Source organism: uncultured Tenacibaculum sp. (assembly GCF_947498805.1).
Classification (GTDB): Bacteria; Bacteroidota; Bacteroidia; order Flavobacteriales; family Flavobacteriaceae; genus Polaribacter.
This window is the reverse complement of sequence record NZ_CANMLT010000005.1, coordinates 330,156-355,433: the sequence shown is the minus strand read 5'-3', so window position 1 is coordinate 355,433 and position 25,278 is coordinate 330,156. Positions and strand designations below refer to the sequence as shown.

Genomic DNA, 25,278 nt, shown 5'->3' with positions numbered 1-25,278 from the left:
TTTTCAGAATAATAACTACAAAATTACACAATCTAGATGACTTGCAATGAACGATTTTAGATTTGTTTTGTTTGATTTGTTTTACCTTTGGAAATTGTATGAAGAAACTTTTAATAATAGGGTACGTTTGGGTTGAAAAAACAACAGGTGCAGGAAATAGAATGTTGCAATTAATTGAGTTGTTTTTAGAAGATGATTATCAAATAATATTTGCTTCACCAGCTCAAAAAACAGAAAACTCTTTAGATTTAACTAGTTTAGGAGTAAAAGAAGTTTCTATTGAATTAAACAGTGCTTCATTTGATGACTTTATATCAAGTTTACAACCAAGTGTGGTATTGTTTGATCGTTTTATGATGGAAGAACAATTTGGTTGGAGAATTGCAAAATATACTCCAAAAGCAATTCGAATTTTAGATACGGAAGATTTGCATTTTTTGCGCAAGGTTCGTCATAAACAATTGAAAAAAGGAGAGAGCTTCTCGAATGAAGCGTTACTCCAATCTGATGAGGCAAAACGTGAAGTTGCAGCTATTTTACGTTGTGATTTAAGTTTGATTATTTCTTCTTACGAGATGAAGTTGTTACAGGAAGTGTTTAGTGTTGATAAGAAGATACTTTATCATTTACCTTTTTTATTAGATAAAATAGGTGATACCATAATTTCCAATTGGAAACCATTTGAGGAAAGAGAGCATTTTGTGTTTATCGGGAATTTTTTTCATGCTCCAAATGTTGATGCTGCTTTGCAGTTAAAACTAATCTGGAAATATATTAAAAGCCAACTGCCAAATGCTGAAATGCATATATATGGAGCTTATACCACTCAGCAAATTCAGGAATTGCACAAACCCAAAGAACGATTTTTAATAAAAGGTTTTGCGAAAGATGCAATAGAAGTGGTAGAGAAGGCAAGAGTAGTATTGGCACCGTTACGTTTTGGAGCCGGGATAAAGGGGAAGCTAACGGAAGCAATGATTTGTGGAACACCATCAATAACCACAAGTATTGGTGCAGAAGGAATGCATGCTGATTTACTTTGGAATGGTTTTATAAAAGATGATTGGAATACATTTGCAGATAGTGCTTCGGAATTATATACTAATAAGAGTATATGGAAACAAGCACAACAAAATGGAAAGCAAATCATTAATGAATTATATGATAAAGAGAAATTATCAACCCCATTTGTACATTGCATCACGCAAATTGTTACAAACCTAGATAAACACCGTACTCAAAACTTTTTAGGAAGGATGTTACAACATCAAACATTACAAGCTACTAAGTACATGAGTAAATGGATTGAAGAAAAGAATAAAAATTAGTTCTTCAAAGGTTTGTAATTTAAAGGAAGCATGGCTCCAATAGATTCAAATGCCCAATAACCTTCAGTTAACATAGATTTAGGTGCTACAATACCATGAGAATTGATAGCAGTTTTACCTTTGATAAGAGCAATTTTACTAGGTTGCATTCCTAAGGCTTTTTCAGGTGCTTTGATATTAAATTTTATATAATTGTATTCTTCTGGCTCGTATTTATAAACAACATTAAGATATCCTTTAAAATCTAAGTAGGGAATGTTTTCCTCATATGAAAGTATATGCTTATCAGAAATATTTTTTTCCGTAAAATAGTCTAAATATTTTGGTAGTGAAAATTTCCTAATAGTAACTAAAGCACTATCTATTTTGGTTTTAGGCTGTAAGATAATTTTATCAAAATCTACCTTTGCATAGATTGGTTTAAGTGTTTTTCTCGCAAGTTCGATTTGCTCATCAGAAGGTCTTTCTGGATTTACAATTTTACTGAATCGATGAATGATAAAACCTTCCTCTTCTGTTTTGTTTTGAAGCAAGCTTCTTAAAAAATGCATTCGAGAACCATTAAAGGCTTTTAGTCTATTTTGGCGCCACTTTTTACTAACGTTTTTTCTCAAATCTTTAAACTGGACATACCCACTAAAAAATATTTTATCATCTTGTTTTACAAAATCCACCAAGTCATAGGTTATGAGGTATCCTAATTCTTTGTTTTTAATAATTAAACTTTTTTTAGCGTAGGCATGAAATATATTAGTGGTTTCATCAAAAGAAAAGTACAGATCTTTTTCATTTACTATTTTACATTTTTTTGAAGCGGCACTTCTTCCTAAAAAAGCACGTTTAAAGAAAAATAAATCTCTTTTCCATTTATAATCATAAACAATATCTTTAATAACTACTTCATTAAGTAAATTGGTGTCTTCTTGAAGTTGAATGGTTATTTTTTGATGCTTGTTTTCTGAATTGATTAAGATTTTCTTGGTTTTATAACCTATATAAGATACAATGAGATTGTAATTTCCTTCTTGAATTTTTAACTCAAACTCACCTTTTGAATTTGTAATAGTACCAACAGTGGTGTTATTAAAGTAAACAGAAGCACCTTCTAAGGGTTCATGAATATTGTTGTGAACCTTTCCTTTAATAGTAAGTTGAGAAAATGATAACGCAGTATAAAACAGCAGTAAAATAACAAGTCCTTTTTTCATAGCATAATTTTTCCATAAAAATAAGGACTTGTTTGTATTATTTAAAAAAATAGTTGGAATTATTTAAGTAATCCAGCTCTTTTTAACAAAGCATCTGAGTTTGGTTTTTTACCTCTAAATCGCTTGTATAAATCCATAGGTTTTTCTGTTCCTCCTTTTGATAGTACGTTATTTTTGAATTTGTCAGCCACTTCTTTGTTGAAAATTCCTTCTTCTTTAAAGTACTCAAAGGCATCAGCATCTAAAACTTCTGCCCATTTATAAGAATAATATCCAGCAGAGTAACCTCCTTGAAAAATATGAGAAAAAGCAGTACTCATGCAATTCTCTGAAACATCTGGGTATAATTTTGTGTTTTTGAAGGCTTCTAATTCAAAATCCTTTACAGAAGTAATACTTTCAGGTGATTCTCCTCCATGCCATGACATATCAAGTAAACCAAAACTTAACTGTCTTAACGTTTGCATTCCTTCATGAAAACTTGCAGATTCTTTGATTTTTTGAACGTATTCCATAGGAATAACTTCTCCAGTTTCATAATGCTTGGCAAACAGTTCTAAGGCCTCTTTTTCATAACACCAGTTTTCTAAAACTTGACTAGGTAATTCTACAAAATCCCAAGAAACAGAGGTTCCAGATAAACTTCCATAAGTAGTATTCGCTAGCATTCCGTGTAATGCATGCCCAAACTCATGAAACAACGTAGTTACTTCATTAAAAGTTAATAGAGAAGGTTTTGTTTCTGTTGGTTTGGTAAAATTACATACGATGGAAACTTGAGGACGTTCGTTTATGTTATTCTTAATTTGTTGTGATTTATAAGAAGTCATCCATGCCCCGTTTCTTTTTCCAGGTCTTGGGTGGAAATCAGCATAAAAATAAGAAATGAACTCACCTTTATTATTTGTTACTGAATATGTTTTTACATCTTCGTGGTATTTGTCAATTGTGTCTATTTCTTCAAATTGAAGATCGAATAATTTACTAGAAATCTCAAAGACACCATCAATAACATTTTCCAGTTTGAAATATGGTTTTAATAACTCTTGATCTAAGCTAAACAATTCTTTTTTCAATTTTTCAGAATAAAACGCAGAATCCCACTTTTGCAATTGATCTATTCCATCAAGTTTTTTTGCATAGTTTTCTAAGTTTTCAAATTCTTTTTTCGCAGCAGGTTTTGCCTTTTCTAATAATTCATTTAGAAAATCTAATACCTTGGTAGGAGTTTCTGCCATTCGTTCTTCTAAAACAAAATGTGCATGCGTTTTATAACCTAATAGATTGGCTCTTTTATGACGAAGGTTTACTATATCTAGAACAATTTGTTCATTGTTGAATTCATTTTGTTGAAACCCTTTTTTACCCATAGCTATTGAAAGTTGTTTACGTAACTCTCTATTTTCTGCATAGGTCATAAAAGGAATATAGCTTGGATAGTCTAATGTAATTAACCAACCTTCTTTTTCTTTTTGTTGTGCTAGTAATTTAGCAGCTTCTTTAGCACCATCTGGAAGTCCAGCTAGATCCTCTTCATTCGTTAATAACAATTCAAAAGCGTTGGTTTCAGCTAAAACATTTTCTCCAAATTGAAGCGATAATTTAGCCAAGGCTGCATCTAGTTTACGAAGTTCAGTTTTGTCTGTATCATTCAAATTGGCTCCGTTTCTAGCAAAACCTTTGTATTGTTTTTCTAACAACATGATTTGCTCTGGAGTTAAATTTAATTGCTCTTTTTGATCATAAACAGCTTTTACCCTATTAAACAAAGCCTCATTTAAAATCATGTCGTTTTTAAACTCACTCAACCAAGGAGAAATATCTTTTGCTATTTTTTGAATTTCTTCATTGGTTTCTGCCGAATTTAAATTGAAAAAAATTGAAGTAACTCGGTCTAATTTATCCCCAACATAATCTAGCGCTTCAGTGGTGTTTATAAAATTAGGAGCTTCAATATTTTCTATAATAGCAGTGATTTCTTCTTTTGCTAATTCTATAGCTTTTTGTATTGCGGGTTTATAGTTTTCCTCTTTTACTTTTGAAAAAGGAGGTGTATTAAAATCTTGTAATAAAGGATTCTTAGTCATAAAAGTCTCTTTTAAAATTGAAAAAACCTCACAAAGTTGAATGAGTGAGGTTTGTATAATAGAAGTACTAAGGTACTTATTTTTTTACTCTTTCTGAAGCTTTTTCAACCTTAAGTTTTAAGCCTTCTTTATAGGCTATAATTTTATCTAAAACACATTTGTCTGAGGCTCCAATAATTTGTGCAGCAAGAATTCCTGCGTTTTTAGCTCCGTCTAAAGCAACGGTAGCAACAGGAACACCTCCAGGCATTTGTAAAATAGATAAAACAGAATCCCAACCATCAATTGAGTTTCTACTTTTTACAGGTACTCCAATTACAGGTAAAGGACTCATACTTGCCACCATACCTGGTAAATGGGCAGCACCTCCAGCACCGGCTACAATTGCTTTAACGCCTCTTTTATGAGCGTTAGTTGCGTAATCAAATAATTTCTCTGGAGTTCTGTGAGCAGATACAATATCAACTTCAACTTGAATATCAAAACTCTCTAAAATATCTATTGCTTCTTGCATTATTGGAAGATCAGAATCGCTTCCCATGATAATTCCTACCATACTTTTATTTTTTTGTTATCTCGAGGATCAAGTCGAGAAATTATTTACTAATTACTCTAATGGTTTCTTTTACTTGCTGAGCTACTTTTCTAGCTTCGTTGATATCTGTATTCACAATAGTAACATGTCCCATTTTACGGAAAGGTTTTGTAATAGTTTTTCCATAGATATGAGGGGTTACACCGTCTATTTTTAAAATATCTTCAATGTTTTCATATACCACATTACCCGTGTATCCTTCTGCACCTACAAGATTAACCATAATACCTGCTACTTTACTTTCAGTATTTCCTAAAGGAAGGTTTAAAATACTTCGTAAGTGTTGTTCAAATTGATTGGTATAACTTGCTTCTATGGAATAATGTCCTGAATTATGAGTTCTAGGAGCTACTTCATTTACTAATATTTCATCATCTTCAGTCTGAAACATTTCCACAGCTAACAAACCTACAAAATCAAAGGAATCGGCAACTTTAAGTGCTACTTTCTGAGCTTTTTGAGCTACAGCTTCTTGAATACGAGCTGGACAAATTACATATTCTACCTGATTTGCTTCTGGATGAAACTCCATTTCTACAACAGGGTATGTTTTTGTTTCTCCACGTTCGTTTCGAGCTACGATTACGGCAAGTTCATTTTTAAAAGGAATTAGTTTTTCAGTAATACATTCTCCACTAGGTAAACCTTCTAAATCAGCGATGTTTCTAACAACCTTAACTCCGTTACCATCATATCCAAAACGAGCAGCTTTCCATACAAAAGGAAAATCTATAATGTCATTTTCATAGGAGTGTTTTAACTCTTCTAAATATGCATAATGATTAAATTCTGCGGCAGGGATATTGTGGTCTTTGTAGAATTTTTTTTGTTGAGCTTTATTCTGAATAACTCTTAAATTCTTTGGTTTCGGATAAATGGTTAACCCTTCTGCTTCTAATTTATCTAGCGCATCAATGTTTACATTTTCGATTTCAATAGTTAATAAATCTACCTGTTTACCAAAGTTGTATACAGTTTCAAAGTCTAATAAGTCTCCTTGATGAAATTCATTACAAATTTGAGCACATGGAGCTTCTTTGTTTGCGTCTAATACTACCGTAAAAACATCAAATTTTTGAGTTTCGGATAATAGCATTTTACCTAACTGCCCTCCACCTAGAACTCCTAGTCTAAAGGAAGACGAAAAATAATTTTTCACGTTAAAAATTAATTAGTTGTGTTGTTGTTAGCGCAAAAATAAGAATCTTATCGGGTTGTGAAAATTTAATTATCTGCTAATTTGTAGAGAAGCGCTATTTATTTGTAAAACGTTGTACTCTAGTACAAAACAACCTTCACCATCTAGAGGTGAACCATTTAAAGAATTATACTCTTTATTATCACAAGCACACTTTAGCTTTAAGCCATCATAGGTCATAGGTGAGCCACAATTTTTTTGCGGACATTGTAAATCAAATGCCTGATAGTGACTATTTCTTCTAATAACTAGAACAGTTCTTCCACCAATACTGGTAATAGCACTACCGTTAGGAACTTGCAAATTGATGAATTCTGGGTTGTTCAAGTTGATCACTTCATTTAATCGAACACCGTTAAAACAGGTGTTCTGAACTATTTCGCTTCCGCAACTAGAAATAACTATAAAAACTAATAAGTAAAGAATTTTTCTCATTAAAACTGTATTCTATTGGTAATGTAACGTGACGAATTTACAAATATTTTGTACATTTGTAAGAGAATCTCATTCCAATAGGCGTGAGATTTTTGAATTTTAAAAGCCAAATTAAACTTAGGCAAAACGATTATAGGAAAGCTTCTAAAAGAAAGGAGTTTTGATGTTGGATTTAAAAGAAGAGAAAAAATGAGCAATATATCATATTATACAGAAGAAGGATTAAAGAAATTAAAAGATGAATTAGCGCACTTAGAGCAAGTAGAGCGTCCAAGAGTATCTCAAGAAATTGCGGATGCACGTGATAAGGGAGATTTAAGTGAGAACGCAGAGTATCATGCTGCAAAAGAAGAGCAATCGTTATTAGAAACCAAGATTGCAAAATTAAAGAATGTTGTTGCTAGTGCTCGTATTATTGATGAAAGTCAATTAGATACTTCTAAAATTTTAATTCATTCAATTGTAAAGATTAAAAATACGGTGAATGGAATGGAGTTTTCATATACGTTAGTTGCGGATAGTGAAAGCGATGTAAGAAACGGAAAATTATCTGTAAATTCACCAATAGGAAAAGGGTTATTAGGAAAGAAAGTTGGAGATGTAGCTGAAATTCAAGTTCCAAATGGAATTATGAAGTTTGAAATAATGGATATTTCACGTTAAAAAAAGACAAAAAATATTTTATAAATGAGCGTTGCTTTAAGCAACGCTTTTTTTATTTTTACTAAAAACTAAAAGAGACATGGCAAGTATTTTTACTAAGATAGTAGCAGGAGAAATTCCTTCATATAAAATTGCAGAAGATGAAAATTTTTATGCTTTTTTAGATATAAACCCAAATGCTAAAGGACATACGTTAGTAATTCCTAAAAGAGAGGAAAATAAAATATTTGATTTATCTAAAGAGGAATATGATGGGTTAATGTCTTTTTCTTATCGAGTAGCAAAAGCATTGGAAAAAGCAATTCCTTGTGAACGAATTGGGATGAGTGTCATAGGGTTAGAGGTTCCTCATGTGCATGTACATTTAATTCCAATAAATACGATGGCAGATATGCAGTTTGTTAAAAAGGACAAGCTGACTAATGATGAGTTTAAAACTATCGCTGAAAAAATAGCGGAGAACTTCAAGTAAATTAATAGCAACAAAAAAACATGAGGCTATAATTTATTGAGCAGAATTTCAAAAGTAGTTCCTTTTCCAAATTCTGATTTTAACACGTGAATTTTACCGTTGTGATAATCTTCAATAATACGTTTAGAGAGTGAAAGCCCTAAACCCCAACCGCGTTTTTTTGTGGTAAAGCCAGGTTTAAATATTTGATTGAATTGTGATTTGGCAATTCCCTTTCCTGTATCTGAAACCAATATTTTTACTGTTTTAGGAGTTTCTGAAATATGAACAGCAAGATCTCCTTTGGCTTGCATGGCGTCAATTGCATTTTTAATAAGATTTTCAATTACCCAGCCAAAGAGTTCTGTGTTTAGTTGAGCATACAAGTTGTTTTGACTTGAAGAGAAAGAAAAATTTGTATGCTTTGATCCTCGAGATTGTAAATAGTTAAAAGTGGTTTGAGTAATAGCAACCACATCTTGTTTTTTTAACTCAGGTAAGGAGCCAATTTTAGAAAATCTATTAGCAATGGTACTAAGCCTATCTACATCTTTTTGCATTTCATTGATATAAGATGGATCAATATTTTCGGTTTTCAAAATTTCAATCCAACCCAGTAGAGAAGATAAAGGAGTACCTATTTGATGTGCTGTTTCCTTAGCCATACCAGTCCATAACTTATTTTGTTCAGCTACTTTATTGGAGCGGTATACGAGATATATAATAGTAGAAAATAGCGCTAGAATTAAGAGTAACGCAATAGGATAATACGTTAGCTTGTAGAGTAAATCAGAATTCCTGTAATAAATATAATCCTTGGTATTAAGATACTCGATTACTATAGGAGCGTTTTGTTTTTTCATGAGATTCAATTGCTCCTTAAGATATTTTGGGTCTTTGGATTTAATAGAATCTAAATTGTAAGTGTATTTTATTTCACCATTTTCATCTACTGAAATTGCCGGGATGTTTTTAATTGTCTCAAAAACTTTGTTTTCTAAATTGATATTGGCATTTAAATCGGTATTTGCGGCTAACTCTTTTACTGCAGAAGCATAAACCTCCATTTTAGCACGTTCTTCTTCTTTAAATAGTTTAAAAAAAGAATAAGTATTCCATAGTATCAAAGTAACGATTCCAAAAGAAACTAGAACTCCAAATCGTTTTAGCCAATACGTATTCATAAAAAAACTCATTATTCAAATATAAACTATTCTTACAATAACTTAATTTATAAATCCGTAGTATATTTACATTAAAAATATTAGATAATGTTATCATTAGATCCTAAAGATTTACCTACAGGAAAATTACATAGTTATTTATTAGGGGCCATAGCTCCAAGACCTATAGCATTTGCGAGCACGATTGATAGTGAAGGAAATCCGAATTTATCTCCTTTTAGTTTTTTTAATGTTTTTGGAGCCAATCCTCCAATTATGATTTTTTCTCCTGCACGAAGTGTAAGAGCAAATACAACGAAACACACTTTAGATAATGCAGAAGATACAAAAGAAGTGGTTATCAATGTGGTGAATTATGATATCGTTCAACAAATGTCGTTAAGTAGTACGATGTATCCTAAAGGGGTTAATGAATTTGAAAAAGCAGGATTAACCATGTTACCTTCTGACGAGGTAAAGCCTTTTAGAGTAGCAGAATCTCCAGTTCAGTTTGAATGTAAAGTAAATGATATTATATATACTGGATCTGAAGGAGGAGCAGGAAATTTAATTGTTTGTGAAGTGGTAAAACTTCATATAAATGAGGATGTTTTAGCTGAAGATGGAAGTATAGACCAATATAAGATAGATTTGGTTGCTAGAGCAGGAGGAAGTTTTTATTCTAGAGCAAGAGACGGTTTTTTTGAAATTCCAAAACCAATATCTACTTTAGGAATTGGGGTAGATCAAATTCCGTTTGAAATTAGAAATAGCACTGTTTTAACAGGAAATAATTTAGGAATGTTAGGTAATGTAGAAAAGCTTCCTAGTAATGAAACTGTTAATAACTTTGCTAAAGAACATCCAGAATATGTTTCTATTAGCACTGAAAAAAAGCATACATTTGCACAAGAGTATTTACAAAAAAATGATGTAGAAAGCGCGTGGAAAGTGCTTTTAATTAAATAGTTAAGAATATGGAAGTTATAGGGAAGATTAAATTGATCAATGAAACACAGACTTTTGGATCAAACGGATTCAGAAAGCGTGAAATGGTTGTGACTACTGATGAGCAATATCCTCAAATGATATTAATTGAGTTTATTCAAGATAAGTGTGACTTATTAAACAGTTACCAAGTAGGACAAGATGTAAAGGTTTCTATCAATTTAAGAGGAAGAGAATGGATTAACCCTCAAGGAGAAGCGAAGTATTTTAACTCTGTTCAAGGATGGAGAATTGAAAACTTAGCACAAGCAGCACCACAAGGAATGCCAGCTCCAGATCAGTTTGAGCCAGCTCCAGATTTATCTGCTAACGAACCAGATGATTTACCGTTCTAAACGAGAAAATCAATAAGATATAAAAAAAGCCTATGGATTAATTCATAGGCTTTTTTTATGGAAAAACTTTAAATGCTAGGGATCCAGCAATATGATCGATCTTGTTTTTCGAATAATTTTCTCGTTCTTTTCAAGTACTTTTAAACTTCTTGATATTGCTTCTCGTGAAAAGTTTAAATCTTCAGAAATTTCTAGAAGAGGTATTTTGATTTCTGAACTTTTATAGAGTTTAGATTTTGTTTGTATATAGTTAAGTAAAAGAGTGTCTAAAGGTTGATTACTAATTTCTTGGGTTTTAGAAATAATACTCATATAATGATATTGAAATGAACTAACCATAAAATCTCTTAGTTCAATATAAGTACTTGTCCATTCTAAGAATAAACTATTAGGAATGTTTAAGATGGTTGCATCTTTTAAAACAGTACTACTTATTACTTCAGAAGAGATATTAGGACTATTGGTATAATTCATTATTTGTGGACTACTACAATCAATATGATATAGTAGAATTTTTTTATTGTTATGATTTATTGATATTTTGACAATTCCAGAGGTTAAAATACATACACCTTCGTCGAAGCGACGACAGCTTTGTAATAAATATCCTTTTTTATAATGTAAAAGCTTTCCATGTTTTTTAAAAAGATCAATAACCTCTTTAGATAGGGGTAAGTTTTCTAGCATATGTTTAGTTTGTTAGATTAGTTGGTTATAGCATTTTTTGTCCTTAAAAAAAGGGTAAAAGGAGCCTTTGGATTTACATGTATATAAACCGTGCTCTATAAAATTTATGTAAGTTTAAAATTACACTACCAGCTGTATGGACCTTGGTTTACCAATGATCTTATGCTGATTTTCTAAACGTTTAATAGCTCTAGAAATAGAAGCTTGGGGAGTTTTTAAATCTGAAGAAATTTCAGCTCTTGAAATATGAATTTCCTTTTTCTGATAAATGTTTGATTTGTTTTTTAAATAATAAAACAAACGATTTTCTAGAGAATGCGTTAGTAAGTTCTTTAGTCTATATACCATAGTGCTAATATTATATTCACTAGAGTTGATAATCGCTTTTTTAAAGGACAAATAAGTACTTTGCCATTCGGCAATTTTATCATTAGGAAACCATAATAAGATACTATCTTCTATTGCAGTAATTGAGATAGGAGAAGCCTGAGCTTCCGTCATGTTCATTAGTGCTATAATTGGATTGTTTTCTGGAGATATATGATAAAGTAACAGCGAACTATCGTCTTGATCAAGATGTGCTTTTAAAACACCTTCAATTACAATAGCACTATGATTTAAAGGAACATCCTTAAGTAAAATAGGATCACCTGAAATATATTTCTTTTTAATAGCATAAGATTGAATTAATCTAGTTGTTGATTCGTTACAATTAATGAGGGACTCTAAAATCATTATAAATTATTTAAATTAATTAGTACTTAAATCTGTAAGCCGTTATTTAGTAGTAAATTATATAATGTTCTTACATTATATCTAAACAGTGTATAAAAAGAAAACCCTATGACTCTTTAATATGAAATACTTATGCGTTATAAATAATTCTTATAAGTATAAAATTGAAGCTAAGGAAACCGTTACAGCTTTTTAGAAAAAGTACATGTTTTTTTCATGAACTTGGTTTTAACATTCTGGTTAAAACGAATTTAGTGTAAAATGTTAAATAAATGTTAATTTATTTAATAAAAAAATAAAATTCAAGGCTTTAAGAAAAGTAATCAATGTTAATTTCTTCTGTGTAAAATATAAGTGTCTTAATTCGTGGGTTTTATGGCGGTGTTAAATGTGATGTAGGTCAAATATTGATGTGTGTTAAATAGTGACCGTGGTTAAATGGTGATTTCAGTTAAATCGAATGGTTTTTCTTAATTCAATTTTGTGGGCTTGTAATTAACTACTAGTTAGTTAGAATTTTTAACCATTAAATAAGTATAAATGAGAAAAACAATTTTTTTAATTGGCGCATTGTTATGTGCCAGTTATAATTTAAAGGCCCAAGGGAGTACCCATATAATTTACTTCGATACAGATGGGAGTCACCAGGGATCTGAAGGACTTTATATCAACGGAGGTGTTGGAGGAGGTACCATAACTACTTTTAGATCCTATACAACAGGAAATATTTCTGAAGTAAACTTTAAAGCTAATAGAGAACTAAGAGTTAAAGGTCGCTTTTACTCAGATGGAGATGCTTTTTTTGCACGAGGAGCAAATTTTAGTCGGGGTTTAAGCGCTTCAGGGAACAGTACATTTTCAAGAATAGGAATTGGAACTACTCCCCAAGAAGCGATTCATGTTAGAAGTCAAAATATTCGAGTTGATGGAGGAGAATTTCAAAGTCATGGTCCTTTAGTTTTTCATCCTGATGTAGATAACACTGGGGATGATATCATTTCATTTAGAAATAGTCAAAATGGAGAAATGGCATCGTTGAAAGATGGTGTTTTTACAACCAATAGAGGTGTTTTTAATAATAGTATTTCTGCCGTTGGAGGGACTTTTGGAAGTGTATCCTACAACAATAGTACAGGTAGACTTAGCTTAGGACACGGTGAAAATGAAAAGATAACTTTTATGAATGGTCAAAATAACGAAATGGCCACATTGAAAGACGGAGTTTTAACTTTAGATAAAGTTGTATTAAATGTAGGATCATTTCCAGATTATGTTTTCTCAGAGAAATATAAACTAATGTCTTTGAAAGATGTAGCAACTTTTATAAAGAAAAATAAACACTTACCAAATATGCCTTCTGAAGCTGAAGTAATAGCTAAGGGAATGGATATAAAACAAATCAATACGGTTTTAGTGGAGAAAGTTGAGGAACTAACACTGTACCTTATTTCTCAAGAAGAAAAAATAACAAAGCTATCTGGAGCATTGAATAAAGCAAAAGAAGCGGAGAAAAAAATGGAAATTCTTTTAGAAAGAATCTCAAATTTAGAAAAGGAGTATCATTCGTTAAAAGCTAAAAATTAAAAATGAAGATGTTTAAAAAAATTACATTAGTAGGTTTATTATTAGGAGCAAGTATTACACAAGCGCAACATGTTATCCAAACTGTAAGAGGAATTGATATTAGAGCCGATACCGATGCGAAAGGAGGTAATGAAGGAGTTGTTTTGTATGCTGCAAATAAGAAGTTAGCATATTTTACTCCTGCTAACAACGTACATTTAATGAGAACTTTTTTTGATAAGGAAGTTTACTTCGACGGACTAACTTATTTTAGAAAAAATGTACAAATAAATACCAACTTAAATGTGTCTGGAACGAGTACCTTTTCTAAAATCGGTTTAGGAATAACACCAACCGAAGGAATACATGTAAAAAACAAAAATATTCGAGTAGATACTGGAGAGTATCAAAGTTGGGGGCCAATAATTTTGCATCCAGATGTAGATAACAATGGAGACGATATTATTTCTTTTAGAAATAGTGCAAATGGAGAGATGGCAAAAATTCATGATGGTGTTTTAACAATTAATACTGGTGTTTTTAATAACAACATCTCTGTAAATAGTGCCCAAATTCAAGAAGGTACATTTGGTAGTGTTTCTTATAATAGTAATGGTAGGTTAAGCTTAGGACACAGTACAAATGAAAAAATAACTTTCTTAAATGGTAATAATGTTGAAATGGCAAGTTTAAGAAATGGAGTTCTAACCTTAGATAGTGTTGTTTTGAATGTTGGATCATTCCCAGATTATGTGTTTTCTAAAAACTATAGGTTAATGCCTTTAAAAGAAGTAGCTACCTATATAAAAGAGCATAAGCATTTGCCTAATATGCCATCTGAAAAGGAGGTAGTAGTTAATGGGATGAATCTAAAACAAATCAATACAGTTTTAGTAGAAAAAGTAGAAGAACTTACGCTACATTCTATTTCTCAAGAAGAAAAAATTGAACAACTACAAAAGGAGTTAGCACTTATAAAAGAGGCTATACAATCAACAAAAAAATAAGTAAGAAACATGAAAAACAAATTGATGTTGTTTTTGTGCCTATATGTTTTAGGCGCAGGGATGGTCATTGCCCAAGATATAGAGTTATTTAGGTTCACAAATGCAAATATTGTAGATGGAAACGAAATGGTGTTATACCATAATACTTCTGATAATTCAATTAAGCTATTAAAAAAATCGAGTTCTAATCTAAATGAAAAAGATGGTTATTTACAGTCTTTTATTCTAAAACGATTAGAAAGAGGCAACGTTTTAATAGCATCTGCAAAACAAAAAAATCACTTTTTAAAATTTAGTAACACTTCAAGTGATGTAGTTTTTTCTACTATAGAAAACTCTAATGAGTTAGAAAACTACACATGGAGAATTCAGTTTGCTGGTTCAGGTAAAATATTGATATCACCTCTAAGTAACCTTAACAAAGGCTTGGTACAAAAGGAGGGGAATATCATAAAACTAGAAGAATTTAAAGATGGTAATAATCAAGAGTTAACCACAGGAAAAATAGTGGGAGATCAATACAGGTTTACCATGGAAAAAATAGCAAACGTACTTTAAAATATTAAACATGAGAAAAAATAAAATTATAGGCTGTTTAATAATAGCTCTATTGCATTCATTTTCTTTGTTATATGCACAACAATCGCATGATCTGGCTGTATTGCAAATACAAAGTAAAGGAAAGTATCATAGAATTTTTAACCCTCAAACTAAACTAAATAGTTTATTAAATAACGGAATAAATAATAAAGCAACTATTGAGTTTTGGGGAATGCATAATACAGGCACTTCAGGTACTAATGAAGTGGTAAAATGGCAATTTTCAAACTTAGAAACAGGAGCAAAAGAATTTACTCTTCGTATAGAAGAAGATAAGGTTGCATTAAGAATTGGAAACAATGAACAAGTAGGAGATTTTTTACTTACCGAAAGATTGTTTAAAAATACATGGCACCATTATGCAATTACATTAGATAAAGAGTATAATGAGTTACGAGTATATATTGATGGAGTTGAGTATTTTTATAGCACCAAACTTACCTTTGATGTACAAGAATTGTACTTTTTAACAAATAAAAAGACAGACCTGTTTTTAGCTGAATATAGAGGATGGTCTACGGTAAAAAGTAAAAAACAAATTCAAGAAGAACAGTACCGAACTTTCTATAAAGAAACTCAAAATTCGTTGGAAGAATTGAAAAATAACGGATTGGAGATTGTGTATACAAATACAAATTATAGAAATGAAGATTATTTGGGAGGAAATGTACTTACTTCTATTTCTTGGGATAATTTATTGTATGAATATTTTCCTAACGACAATTTAGTGAAGGAAGCTGAATTTTCTTCAAGCTTAAAAACAAATGAAGTAGGAAGAATAGGTTCAGATATACAACACCCAGTACTGAATTTAAATAAAATTATAGTACGTGCTAGTGATGGAGATGGTATAGATAATACATTATTATCAGGAGCAAATGGAATTTTAATAGAATGGCAACATGTTAGAAATGTTGAAAGCTATGAAATTAAAAGAAGAAACTTAAGAGCAGGAACAACCAGTACAGAAATCCATTCTTTAAAAGATACAGAAACAAGAAGTCCCTCAGAATCTTTATTTTTTGTAGACAAAGGAATACTACCAAATGAATTGTATGAGTATACGGTAGAAGCTAAGAAAAATGGAGCAACAACATTATCTGGTAAAGATGTTGGATTTGTATTGCCAAATGGAAAAGTAAGAGGAATTATAGAAACGTCTTCTCGTGTAGCAACAAAGTTTGCAAAAGTTGAAGCTATTGCTGAAGGAAATGTAAATCCAGGAGGAGCTCTTAAGTTTATACCAGGGAAAAAACCATTACTTATTAAGAATATCAATGCTTTTAGAAAAGCTAAAGGAGGAGCAACCTTAGAGTTTTGGTATAAAACTCCGAGTGTATCTCAAGGAGAAAATAAGATTCTTAAAATCGGAAATAGTGAATTAGTTCTTCAAGAAGATAAAATAGTAGTTAGATTAAATGGAAGTACATACTTAGAAGGAGCAAGAACATCAGATACCAATTGGCATCATTATGCTTTTGCATTTAATACTACAGGAGGAGTTCTTTATGAAGATGGAGAACCAATAAATAATGCAAGTACTTCAACACTATTTAATTTAGATTTAAGTAATGTAAATACATTTTATCTAAGCGAAACAACCAACGTAACTTATTATATTGATGAGGTTCGTTTATGGAATACACCAAGAACATCGCTAGAAGTAAAAAACTATGCAAACCATATTATTGGAGGAGATGTAAGTGATTTGTTTGCATATTATCGTTTTGATTTTAATAGTACTCGTAAAGTATTTAATTTTTCATCAACGAGAAGAGGTGAGTATATCGCTGAAACGGAAGAAGATTTAGAGCGTTTACCTGCGGAAGAACAACCACAAATTACATATGCCACTTTTACAAATGAAACAGGAAATTATGAGTTTAATACGTTGAATACAGGTATACAAGGTGTAACAAACAATGACAATAAGTTTGAGTATACTATAAAACCATCAAAACCACGATTCGAATTTTTACCTAAAAATAGAGTGGTTGGAGTACCAAGAAGATTAAATGGATCGGAGGTAAATGATGTGAACTTCAACGATGTGTCTAGCCTACCTGTTACAGGAGTAATTTCGTATAAAGTAGGAGAAGAACTATACCCTGTAATAAAAGGAACTTCATTAAAAGTAGATGGATCTGTAATTCAAAGTAATGAGGATGATAAAGTAACTACAGATAATACAGGAACATATGCTATAAAAACTGCTCCTGGAAGACATATTATTACTCCTAATCCAGTACCATCATTAACTAATGAAGAATTATTAAATGAAGGAAGTTTACAATTTGATGGAGCAACAGGATATGCTCGTACTTTAAAATCTATAACTAACAATGGAGAAAGTTTTGTATGGTCTGGATTTATAAAACCATATTTAAAAACCAATGTAGATGAGCAAGTTATTGCTGTTCAAACTATTTTAGATTGGGGAGACCTATCATTAAAACTGATAAACAATAGTGTCTTAAAGGTTTATGTAGGTAATCTAGAAAAGCTATCAGAAGTCTTACCATCCAATAGTGTAGGGCAGTTTTCGTTCTTTGCTATAAATTACAATAAGGTAAAAGGAACGATGTCTCTTTATGTAAATAGCAAAAGAAAAAACACATCGTTAAGTAACCTTACAACAGCTGGAAACCTATTTGTTGGAGCAGAAGAAACTGTAGATGGCTATGCGAATTTTTCAAAATCTCAGGTCGATTTGTTAGAGTATAGAACAACTGCTTTGGAAGAAGAAGATATAGTAAAGATATTAGAAGGGAAGTACCTTTCACCTGAAGAATCACAGTTGCAATTATCTTATAGTTTTGATCAGAAACATGGAACCAAAGCAATCAATTCTATTGTAGGTGATGCAGAGAACAACTATTTACAATTTGAAGGAGGATGTAATTTTGATAATACATCGCATAAACAATACGTAAGAGAAATACAATATACATACAAAGCGACTAATACAAGTTTAAATCCCGAAGGAAATAGTTATGAAGTTGTCTTGGAAGAACCTTTACAAAATGTAAATTTTGAAAATACTACCAGACGAAGTTTTATTGGAAATATAGTAGTTCCATGTAACAATAGTGTGGGGGCATGGACAGGAAAGATTGTGCGTACAGATATTGAGTTTCCTAAGTTTGAAAAAACAATTAATGCTGCTAACTTTAATAATGATGCAACCGTTTTTACAGTGAATGATTTATTACCAGGACAATATCGTGTTGAAATTACGAACACAGATACCAATAGACTATTGAATAGTCCAATTATAGATTTAAGACGTAAAAATGTAGTTTATGATTTTGAATTTAGAAACGATATCGAACTAGAAATTGAGTTGTATAAATTCGATATGGCTGGAGTTAGAGATGTAGATAACATGAGAGATTATGTAGGAGAACAAATAAATAGTACCTGCGAGGGAAGTTATACGTTCAATTCTCATGATGGATTTAAAATGGATGTGAAGGTTTTTGAAAGATATGGAGCTAATAAATGTCCGGTAGAAGGTGCTGAAATTACTTTAGGAGGTGATGCTATTTTATCAGATAGTAATTTATCAGGAAATAGTTTAAGTCAAGGAATATTGGAATTTTTTACACAGGTTTCATCTCCTAATTTCTTAGGAGACCATACAAGAAGTTTTTTAATCTCTGCTGAACACAACGGTAGAACAGCTTCCATAACTAAAAAAGCAATTATTTTAGGTGCTCGTCAAGGAAATTCAGACTTTACATTGATAGATCCTCAAGTAGGTTTTGTGCTACATGACCCTCCTGGAGATAATAGTTCTGCAACCTTAGCAAAAGGAGCTACCTACTCTTATTCTTTTTCAGCAGAAAATGGTATAGGTTTAGAAGTAGATAATTCAATAGGAGCGAAGTTAAAAGTTAAAAAACAAATTCTAACTGGAGTTGTTGCGGCACCATTAGGAGTTGGAACAGTGGCAGGTTTTGTGAATCCAGTATTACAAACAAGTAGTGATACCAAAGGTTTAATTGGAGGAAAATTTGACTATGTAAGACATAGTGGTAATTCAGAAACGGTTACTTTAGAACAATCAGTTTCTACACCTTCAGATCCTACTTATGTAGGCGAAGACGCAGATGTATTTATAGGAACATCAAAAGTAATTACGTTTGGAACAGGGCAAGTATTAAAATTGAATGGTTGTTCACCTGTAGTTCAAAATTCAGACAAAGTTGCAAAGCCATCTACGGTTACTCCTTTTATTTATACAAAACAGAGTTTAAATGATATTGTAATTCCTAATTTATATCAGTTGGCAATAGCTAAATATGATAAAAATAACAATATTGAAACAGCGCCAGATGATAGAGATTATTTAGACTTAGAAGGTACTTTAGAAAAACTTTTGGCAAGTACACCAAATGATAGAGAAGATAAAGACATTAAGAATTATTTACATCAAATCTCTAGGTGGAAAGCAATTATAAAAAAGAATCATGATAAGCGTACAAAAGCTTATTTCGATAGTGCTCCTGACTTTAGTTCAACCACTAAAAAACTAACCAATGATAATGATGTTGGTCAGAGTGGTGCAGGGTTAAATGCTTCCGTATTAGATAAGCGAATTACATTTGATGCCTTAACAGAGATTAGTTATACATTATCTAGAGGAAAAACGAAAAGTACTGGAAATTCATTTAGTGGAGGACCTTATGTAGGTGTTAGTTTTTCAACAGACTTTACAGTCTTTGGAGTTGGACTTACGCTAAACAACGAAACCAAAGTACATAACTTTAACAGTAGAACAGATACTGATGAGAATGGAAACAATAGAGTAGATAGTTTCACATTGAATGATGACGACGCAGGAGATCACTTTGATGTGTTGATAAAGAGAGATCCAGAATATGATACGCCAATGTTCTTAACGAATGCTGGAAGAAGTTCTTGTCCTTTCGAATCTGGAACTGTTCCTAGAGAAGGAGTAGAATTAATTGTAGATAAGGTAGTTGGTTATGGTACAGGAGATGAATCTATATTATACAATTTAACGCTTCGTAATACCCAAATAGCAAAAGACGCTACTAGAAAAACCTATATTGTAGGTATGTCAGGTGCTTCGAATCCTTTAGGAGCAGTAGTTAATTTGAATGAATCACCAATTTTTGAACCAACAACATCGTCAAAATTTGTATTTGATTTAGATTCAAGTTCTCCTACTGGGGTAAGAAAAGAAATCAAGGCGCAATTACGCATCTCTAGAGGAACAGATGCTCCTTCAGAAATTTCATATGAGAATATAAAAATTCAAATGTATTCTGAATGCGAACAAACAGGAGATAGGTACCGTTCTTATGGTGTAGATGAGTATAATGAAGTAGGTATAAAACCGTATGCTGAAATATTAGTAACTGCCCATTTTACAGGAGCTTGTATTGAAGAAATCACCTCAGATGCACCACAAAATGATTGGGTGGTAAATGGTTCTGATAAAAAGAAACTCGACTTTAACTTTAGAATTCCTGAGTTAAAAGATATGTCAGATGATACTGATTTCTCTGTAGATTTAGAATATACAATTGAAGGGAATAACTCGCCTAAAATATTAAGAAAGCTAGATTTACAAACATTAAAGAGACATTTAAACTCAAAGACAGATCAAGTAGAGTACAGCGCAGATGTTTCTGGTTTAACAGATGGAACGTATAACTTTAGAATTGTACCCGTATGTGGAGATGGTGGTTCAGATAATCCAAATAATAGGAAAAATCCAACTCCATTTGTAACAGGGAAAATAGCAAGACAAGCACCTCAATTGGTTTTAACAACACCAGATAATGGAGGAATTTTTACCACAGGAACTATTTCAGCTAAATTCTCAGCTCCAATTAATCCAGCAACGGTAAATTTAAATTCATTGGCAATGCGTGGAATCTTAGGAGGAGTACCAAAGCCATTAACGTCGGTGAAATTAGACAATGTATCTGATGTTATTACTGTTCCTCATAATGATAAGTTTAGCTTAGAAGATAAGTTAACTATTGAAATGTGGGTGAATCCATCAAAGTATCCAGCAGGAAGCAACGTACCAATTGTTCAAAAAGGATCAAATTACCACGTTTCATTAATGCCAGATGGTAAGATTATTACAAATGATGGAATAAAATCAACAAGAGGATTACAACCATTTACTTGGACTCATGTAGCGGTTGTATTAGATAAAACAAATGGGAATGCTCTTATTTATTTTAACGGAGGAGAAGTTGGTTCAGGAAATATTTCTACTATAAGTAATGAAGCAAATACAGAGGATTTCATAATATCTCCAATGGGAGCAACAGATTCTTTTGTAGGTTCTATAGATGAAATGAGATTGTGGCAATCTGCAAGATCTCCATTAGAAATTGCAAGTAATTTCAAAAACCAATTACTAGGAAATGAAAATGCTTTAGAAGCATATTTTGTTTTCAATAATAATACATTGGCAAAGCAAGGGATAAATGGAAATCCGGATGAAGCAATTCAAGATTTTACCGGAAATGCGCAAGGTACAACCGCATCAGGTATTGATTTTATAACAAATGAAGAGGCAGCTCCATTAGATGAAACAAAAACTGTGGAGGACATTCAATTTACAACAACCATGTCTGAAAATAATACCATTATTAATTTCAATATGAAAATTTCAGACTTAGAATTCGTAGAAGGAGCAAGATTAACTGTTTTTGTAAAAGATAAAAAGTTAGAAGACCCTTTAGGAAATAAGATAGATAAAACATCTTGGAGTTTTATTGTAAATAGAAGTAAGTTAAAGTGGAGTCATAACAACATCTCGATAACACAAAATCAGGGAGAAGCAACATTGATCGATTATATTGATTTGATTAACGAAGATGGAGGAGTAGATGTGGCATATACTTTTGAAAACTTACCAGTTTGGTTTAGTGTGAACAAAGGTGCAAATCCAGACAAAGATGCATTGAATGTTATTCGAGCTACAGAAACTAATAGAGATTTAGAATTTGAAGTAAAAAATTATCTAAATCCTGGTGTTCATACCGCTACGATTTATATAAAAACGAGTAACAAAGAAACTGGTTTAAAATTAGGAGTAGAGAGTTTTAGAGTTGAGGTAACTGTTCAGTGTCCGGAGCCACCTGTTGAAACTGGATTTGAAAACAAGTATCCATTTTCAATGAACATGAAAGGTAATCTAGTTATTAATTCTCAAACCTCTGCAGACATTAATGATATCGTAAAAGCTTATGTAGGAAATGAAATAAGAGGATATGCAAAAGTTGGAGCTAACGGTTTGGTAGATTTAACTGTATTTGGAAATATTGGAGAAACTACAGCCTTAAACTTTAAAATATGGGATGCTTCAGAATGTACCGAGTATGAAGGAATTATTGAAAACTACAGTTTTAATTCAGATGCTAGAATAGGTTCGAATGCTGCACCAGTTAAGTTTACGGTAGGAGAAAAAGTTAGAAGAAGAATACCAGTTGTAACGGGATATCAAGAATTAAGTTTTAATTTAAAAGATAGCGAAGCATCAAATAAATTATCATTGACAGCAATCAAAGGGTTACCGATTAATTCACAGATTCTTGATTTATCTGATAACAGAATAGCGGTACTTGGTTCAAACAATATTTTTACAGGAGGTTTAACAGAATTAGATATTACAAAAGCATATTTAGTTAATGTAGCGGCTTCTCATGAAGATGTAAAGTATATTGAAATAACTGGTGTTCCTGTAAGTTTAGATAAAAACCTTACTATAAATGGAAGTAACGTTAGAAACGCACTTCCATTTTATCCAAATGATTTGCAGCGCACAGGTTATGCATTGCGATCATTTACCTCAACTAAAGTGAGTGAAGGAGATAGGATTGAAAGAAGAGGTTTATTTGCTGAGTATTCAGCAGCCAATGGTTGGAGAGGTAGTTTAACTCATTTAACTCCGGGATTAGGGTATATTTTTAAATCGCAAAACCCAGGAGCAATTAACTATTCAGGAATTGTTAAGAATGAAGCAGCAAGATCATTTGTTTTAGACAACTCAATAAAAAATGAGTCAATTACTACAAGTGAGCTAGAAGAAACTCCTTCATATAAAGATTTAGATTTAACAATTGACGTTAATAAATACGCTAATTTTATGTACATCAATGGTGTTATTGATGATGAAAATGATGCTTCTGATGAAGCACAAACCATTTTAGCTTTTGTAAATAATGAGTTAAGAGGGGTTTCTAAAGCAGAATATATTAACGGAGCATATCATTATTATATTGGTATTGGGAATAATCATGATATTGAAAAGGTTAAGTTTAAACTATATAACGGAATTGATATTACTGAGCTAGGTAATGCTGAGAAGTTTGAATCGAACCAAGTATTAGGAGATATGAATACTCCATACATTTTTAGGTTAAAAGCTAAAGAAATTGAATCTAGTATAGATTATGGTTTGTCACTATCCCAAAATAGACCAAATCCTGTAGATGGATATACCAAAATCAGTTTTAGTATTTCGAACGAGGCGCATGTAAACTTGAGCTTATATAACTTACTTGGACAGAAGTTACACACATTTATTTCAAGAAAAGTACAGCCAAATACAAAACATGAAATACAATGGAATGGAGAAATTAGGGGAACTAAACTTCAAACCGGAGTATACATGTACGAATTAAGAGCCAATGGAAAAAGACTAAAACGTAAATTAATAATCAAGTAAAATGAGATAAATCAATTAATAAAGGGAGGTTGTAGAAACAATCTCCCTCTTTTATTTAGTTGAAAATCTGATAAATATGTAGGCTTTGCCGAGATAATAAATACAATAGAAATCCTATGAGTTTTTCATAGGGTTTTTTAAACTTAACTTGTTACTTTAATTATTGTTAGGTTTGATGAAAGTCAAATTTTTAACAATTTATGTAAGGAATTTATAAAATAAAGACTGATGCTAATCAGTCTTTTAACCCCCCGAATCTATGATACTAGAATTAAATTCAACTGTCATTATTGAGTTGTTTCATTTATTTTTTTTAATAATTATTTGTGCTATCATTTTTAATGATAGAATTAGATTTACATCAATAAAAAGTAAATTTTTATTGAAAATACTATTCATAAATCTAATGTTTGAATCTATTGAAAGATTATATGAAATCAAGTTTGGGAGCTATATTATTCCAACAAAGTATTATTACTTCTCAATATCTGAAACAATTTTTTATTCTTTTTTAATTGAAACTTTACGAATTAAATCAAGATATATTTATCCCATAATAATTACACATATAGTAGGAATAAATGTTTTATATAATCAATACTATCCGCCATATTTTTTAGCATTTGATTACGTTTATAAGCTTATCATGTTACTATATTTTTATTTTGAACTAAAGACTTTTGTACGAGATAAGTCAAAACGATTTTTTATTCAAAATAAATTTTTCATTTACTTTTTATTTACTTTGATGTTTGTCTGTTTTGCTTATTATATTTCCCATTCATTGTATATGATAGCATTTTATTTTTTTCCTAATTTAATCAAAGAGGTTACTTATCTGGACGGTTTAATCGGTGTTTTTAGTTTACTTTTTTTTAGATATCTAATAAAACAAAAAGTAAGCTTTAAAATAAAAGAGGTTAAAAAGAGAAGCATAGTTTTAAATTCAAAGAAAGTAAAGAGTATCATATATAACCTTAAGGAAAAGAAAGATTTTGATAAATTGTCGGAACTAATACTATTTAGAGGGATTTATAAAAATTCTAAAGTAACAATTTCACATATTTCGGGTATTACGGAAATGCATACGAAATATATATCTAAACTGATCAATACATTTACAGAAGGAAATTTTAATGATTTTATAAATAGATTAAGAATAGAGGAGTTTAAAAAGAATTTAGATAAAAAAGACTATAAAAACTATTCTATATTAGGAGTTGCTAAAGAATCAGGATTTAGCTCAAAATCTACTTTTTATAAAGCATTTAAAAAGCACGAAAAGATGAATCCGAGTGAGTACATGAAAATATTTCATGATGAAAAAAACAATTATGGGGCATAACTAAATAAAAAAGTTGACAACGTAATTAAGAAATTACAAAATTTAAAAGCCAGATGCGTTAATTTATATACGTATCTGGCTTTTTGTGGTTTTTAAAGTTATGTTATGAGACTCTTTAAAAAAATAATATTTAGGGTTGAACTTAATG

At 31.2% G+C, this 25,278-nt stretch carries 18 protein-coding genes; 10 read left to right on the top strand and 8 right to left on the bottom strand.

Annotated elements, in window-relative coordinates; all coding sequences use genetic code 11:
- Positions 1 to 98: 98 nt before the first annotated feature.
- Positions 99 to 1,328 (top strand): glycosyltransferase, encoded by a 1,230-nt coding sequence (locus tag Q0873_RS12160; protein WP_299107581.1) that lies wholly within the window; start codon positions 99 to 101, stop codon positions 1,326 to 1,328.
- On the opposite strand, the gene Q0873_RS12155 is transcribed toward Q0873_RS12160, so the two are convergent.
- From Q0873_RS12155 to Q0873_RS12135, 5 genes are all read right to left on the bottom strand, one after another.
- On the bottom strand, positions 1,325 to 2,536 hold the full coding sequence (locus Q0873_RS12155) for a carboxypeptidase-like regulatory domain-containing protein (RefSeq protein WP_299107579.1): 1,212 nt from the start codon (positions 2,534 to 2,536) through the stop codon (positions 1,325 to 1,327). The genes Q0873_RS12160 and Q0873_RS12155 overlap by 4 nt on opposite strands.
- Before the next feature lie 59 nt (positions 2,537 to 2,595).
- Complete coding sequence (locus Q0873_RS12150) at positions 2,596 to 4,623, bottom strand: M3 family metallopeptidase (RefSeq protein ID WP_299107577.1); 2,028 nt, start codon at positions 4,621 to 4,623, stop codon at positions 2,596 to 2,598.
- Between the two features lie 76 nt (positions 4,624 to 4,699).
- The gene (gene purE / locus Q0873_RS12145; protein WP_299107575.1) at positions 4,700 to 5,179 is read right to left on the bottom strand and encodes a 5-(carboxyamino)imidazole ribonucleotide mutase; all 480 of its coding nucleotides are present in this window, start codon (positions 5,177 to 5,179) and stop codon (positions 4,700 to 4,702) included.
- A gap of 40 nt (positions 5,180 to 5,219) precedes the next feature.
- The gene (locus Q0873_RS12140; protein ID WP_299107573.1) at positions 5,220 to 6,377 is read right to left on the bottom strand and encodes a 5-(carboxyamino)imidazole ribonucleotide synthase; all 1,158 of its coding nucleotides are present in this window, start codon (positions 6,375 to 6,377) and stop codon (positions 5,220 to 5,222) included.
- Positions 6,378 to 6,446: 69 nt separating this feature from the next.
- On the bottom strand, positions 6,447 to 6,851 hold the full coding sequence (locus Q0873_RS12135; RefSeq protein ID WP_299107571.1) for a hypothetical protein: 405 nt from the start codon (positions 6,849 to 6,851) through the stop codon (positions 6,447 to 6,449).
- Positions 6,852 to 7,040: 189 nt separating this feature from the next.
- Between Q0873_RS12135 and greA the strand changes: the two genes are divergently transcribed.
- Complete coding sequence (gene greA, locus Q0873_RS12130) at positions 7,041 to 7,514, top strand: transcription elongation factor GreA (RefSeq protein ID WP_299107569.1); 474 nt, start codon at positions 7,041 to 7,043, stop codon at positions 7,512 to 7,514.
- Positions 7,515 to 7,593: 79 nt separating this feature from the next.
- Positions 7,594 to 7,986 (top strand): HIT family protein, encoded by a 393-nt coding sequence (locus tag Q0873_RS12125; protein WP_299107568.1) that lies wholly within the window; start codon positions 7,594 to 7,596, stop codon positions 7,984 to 7,986.
- Positions 7,987 to 8,012: 26 nt separating this feature from the next.
- Here Q0873_RS12125 and Q0873_RS12120 read toward each other — a convergent pair whose 3' ends face one another.
- Positions 8,013 to 9,149 (bottom strand): HAMP domain-containing sensor histidine kinase, encoded by a 1,137-nt coding sequence (locus tag Q0873_RS12120; RefSeq protein ID WP_299107566.1) that lies wholly within the window; start codon positions 9,147 to 9,149, stop codon positions 8,013 to 8,015.
- An 87-nt stretch (positions 9,150 to 9,236) separates the two neighbouring features.
- Here Q0873_RS12120 and Q0873_RS12115 point away from each other — a divergent pair, with 87 nt between their 5' ends.
- Complete coding sequence (locus tag Q0873_RS12115) at positions 9,237 to 10,097, top strand: flavin reductase family protein (protein WP_299107564.1); 861 nt, start codon at positions 9,237 to 9,239, stop codon at positions 10,095 to 10,097.
- Positions 10,098 to 10,105: 8 nt separating this feature from the next.
- Positions 10,106 to 10,471 (top strand): DUF3127 domain-containing protein, encoded by a 366-nt coding sequence (locus Q0873_RS12110; protein WP_299107562.1) that lies wholly within the window; start codon positions 10,106 to 10,108, stop codon positions 10,469 to 10,471.
- Between the two features lie 75 nt (positions 10,472 to 10,546).
- On the opposite strand, the gene Q0873_RS12105 is transcribed toward Q0873_RS12110, so the two are convergent.
- Both Q0873_RS12105 and Q0873_RS12100 read right to left on the bottom strand, forming a co-directional pair.
- The gene (locus Q0873_RS12105) at positions 10,547 to 11,158 is read right to left on the bottom strand and encodes a hypothetical protein (protein WP_299107560.1); all 612 of its coding nucleotides are present in this window, start codon (positions 11,156 to 11,158) and stop codon (positions 10,547 to 10,549) included.
- Positions 11,159 to 11,278: 120 nt separating this feature from the next.
- Complete coding sequence (locus tag Q0873_RS12100) at positions 11,279 to 11,893, bottom strand: Crp/Fnr family transcriptional regulator (protein WP_299107558.1); 615 nt, start codon at positions 11,891 to 11,893, stop codon at positions 11,279 to 11,281.
- Between the two features lie 540 nt (positions 11,894 to 12,433).
- Here Q0873_RS12100 and Q0873_RS12095 point away from each other — a divergent pair.
- The 5 genes from Q0873_RS12095 (at position 12,434) to Q0873_RS12075 (ending at position 25,130) form a co-directional block, all read left to right on the top strand.
- Positions 12,434 to 13,477, top strand: coding sequence for a hypothetical protein (locus tag Q0873_RS12095; RefSeq protein WP_299107555.1), 1,044 nt, complete (start codon positions 12,434 to 12,436; stop codon positions 13,475 to 13,477).
- Positions 13,478 to 13,479: 2 nt separating this feature from the next.
- Positions 13,480 to 14,463, top strand: a complete 984-nt coding sequence (locus Q0873_RS12090) for a hypothetical protein (RefSeq protein ID WP_299107552.1) — start codon at positions 13,480 to 13,482, stop codon at positions 14,461 to 14,463.
- 9 nt (positions 14,464 to 14,472) lie between these two features.
- Positions 14,473 to 15,021 (top strand): hypothetical protein, encoded by a 549-nt coding sequence (locus tag Q0873_RS12085; protein WP_299107550.1) that lies wholly within the window; start codon positions 14,473 to 14,475, stop codon positions 15,019 to 15,021.
- 10 nt (positions 15,022 to 15,031) lie between these two features.
- A complete protein-coding gene (locus Q0873_RS12080; RefSeq protein ID WP_299107547.1) occupies positions 15,032 to 23,785 on the top strand; it encodes a LamG-like jellyroll fold domain-containing protein in 8,754 nt (2,917 codons plus the stop codon).
- Between the two features lie 790 nt (positions 23,786 to 24,575).
- Positions 24,576 to 25,130: a helix-turn-helix domain-containing protein gene (locus Q0873_RS12075; protein ID WP_299107545.1), complete on the top strand. Its 555-nt coding sequence runs from the start codon at positions 24,576 to 24,578 to the stop codon at positions 25,128 to 25,130.
- The last annotated feature ends 148 nt before the right edge of the window (positions 25,131 to 25,278 follow it).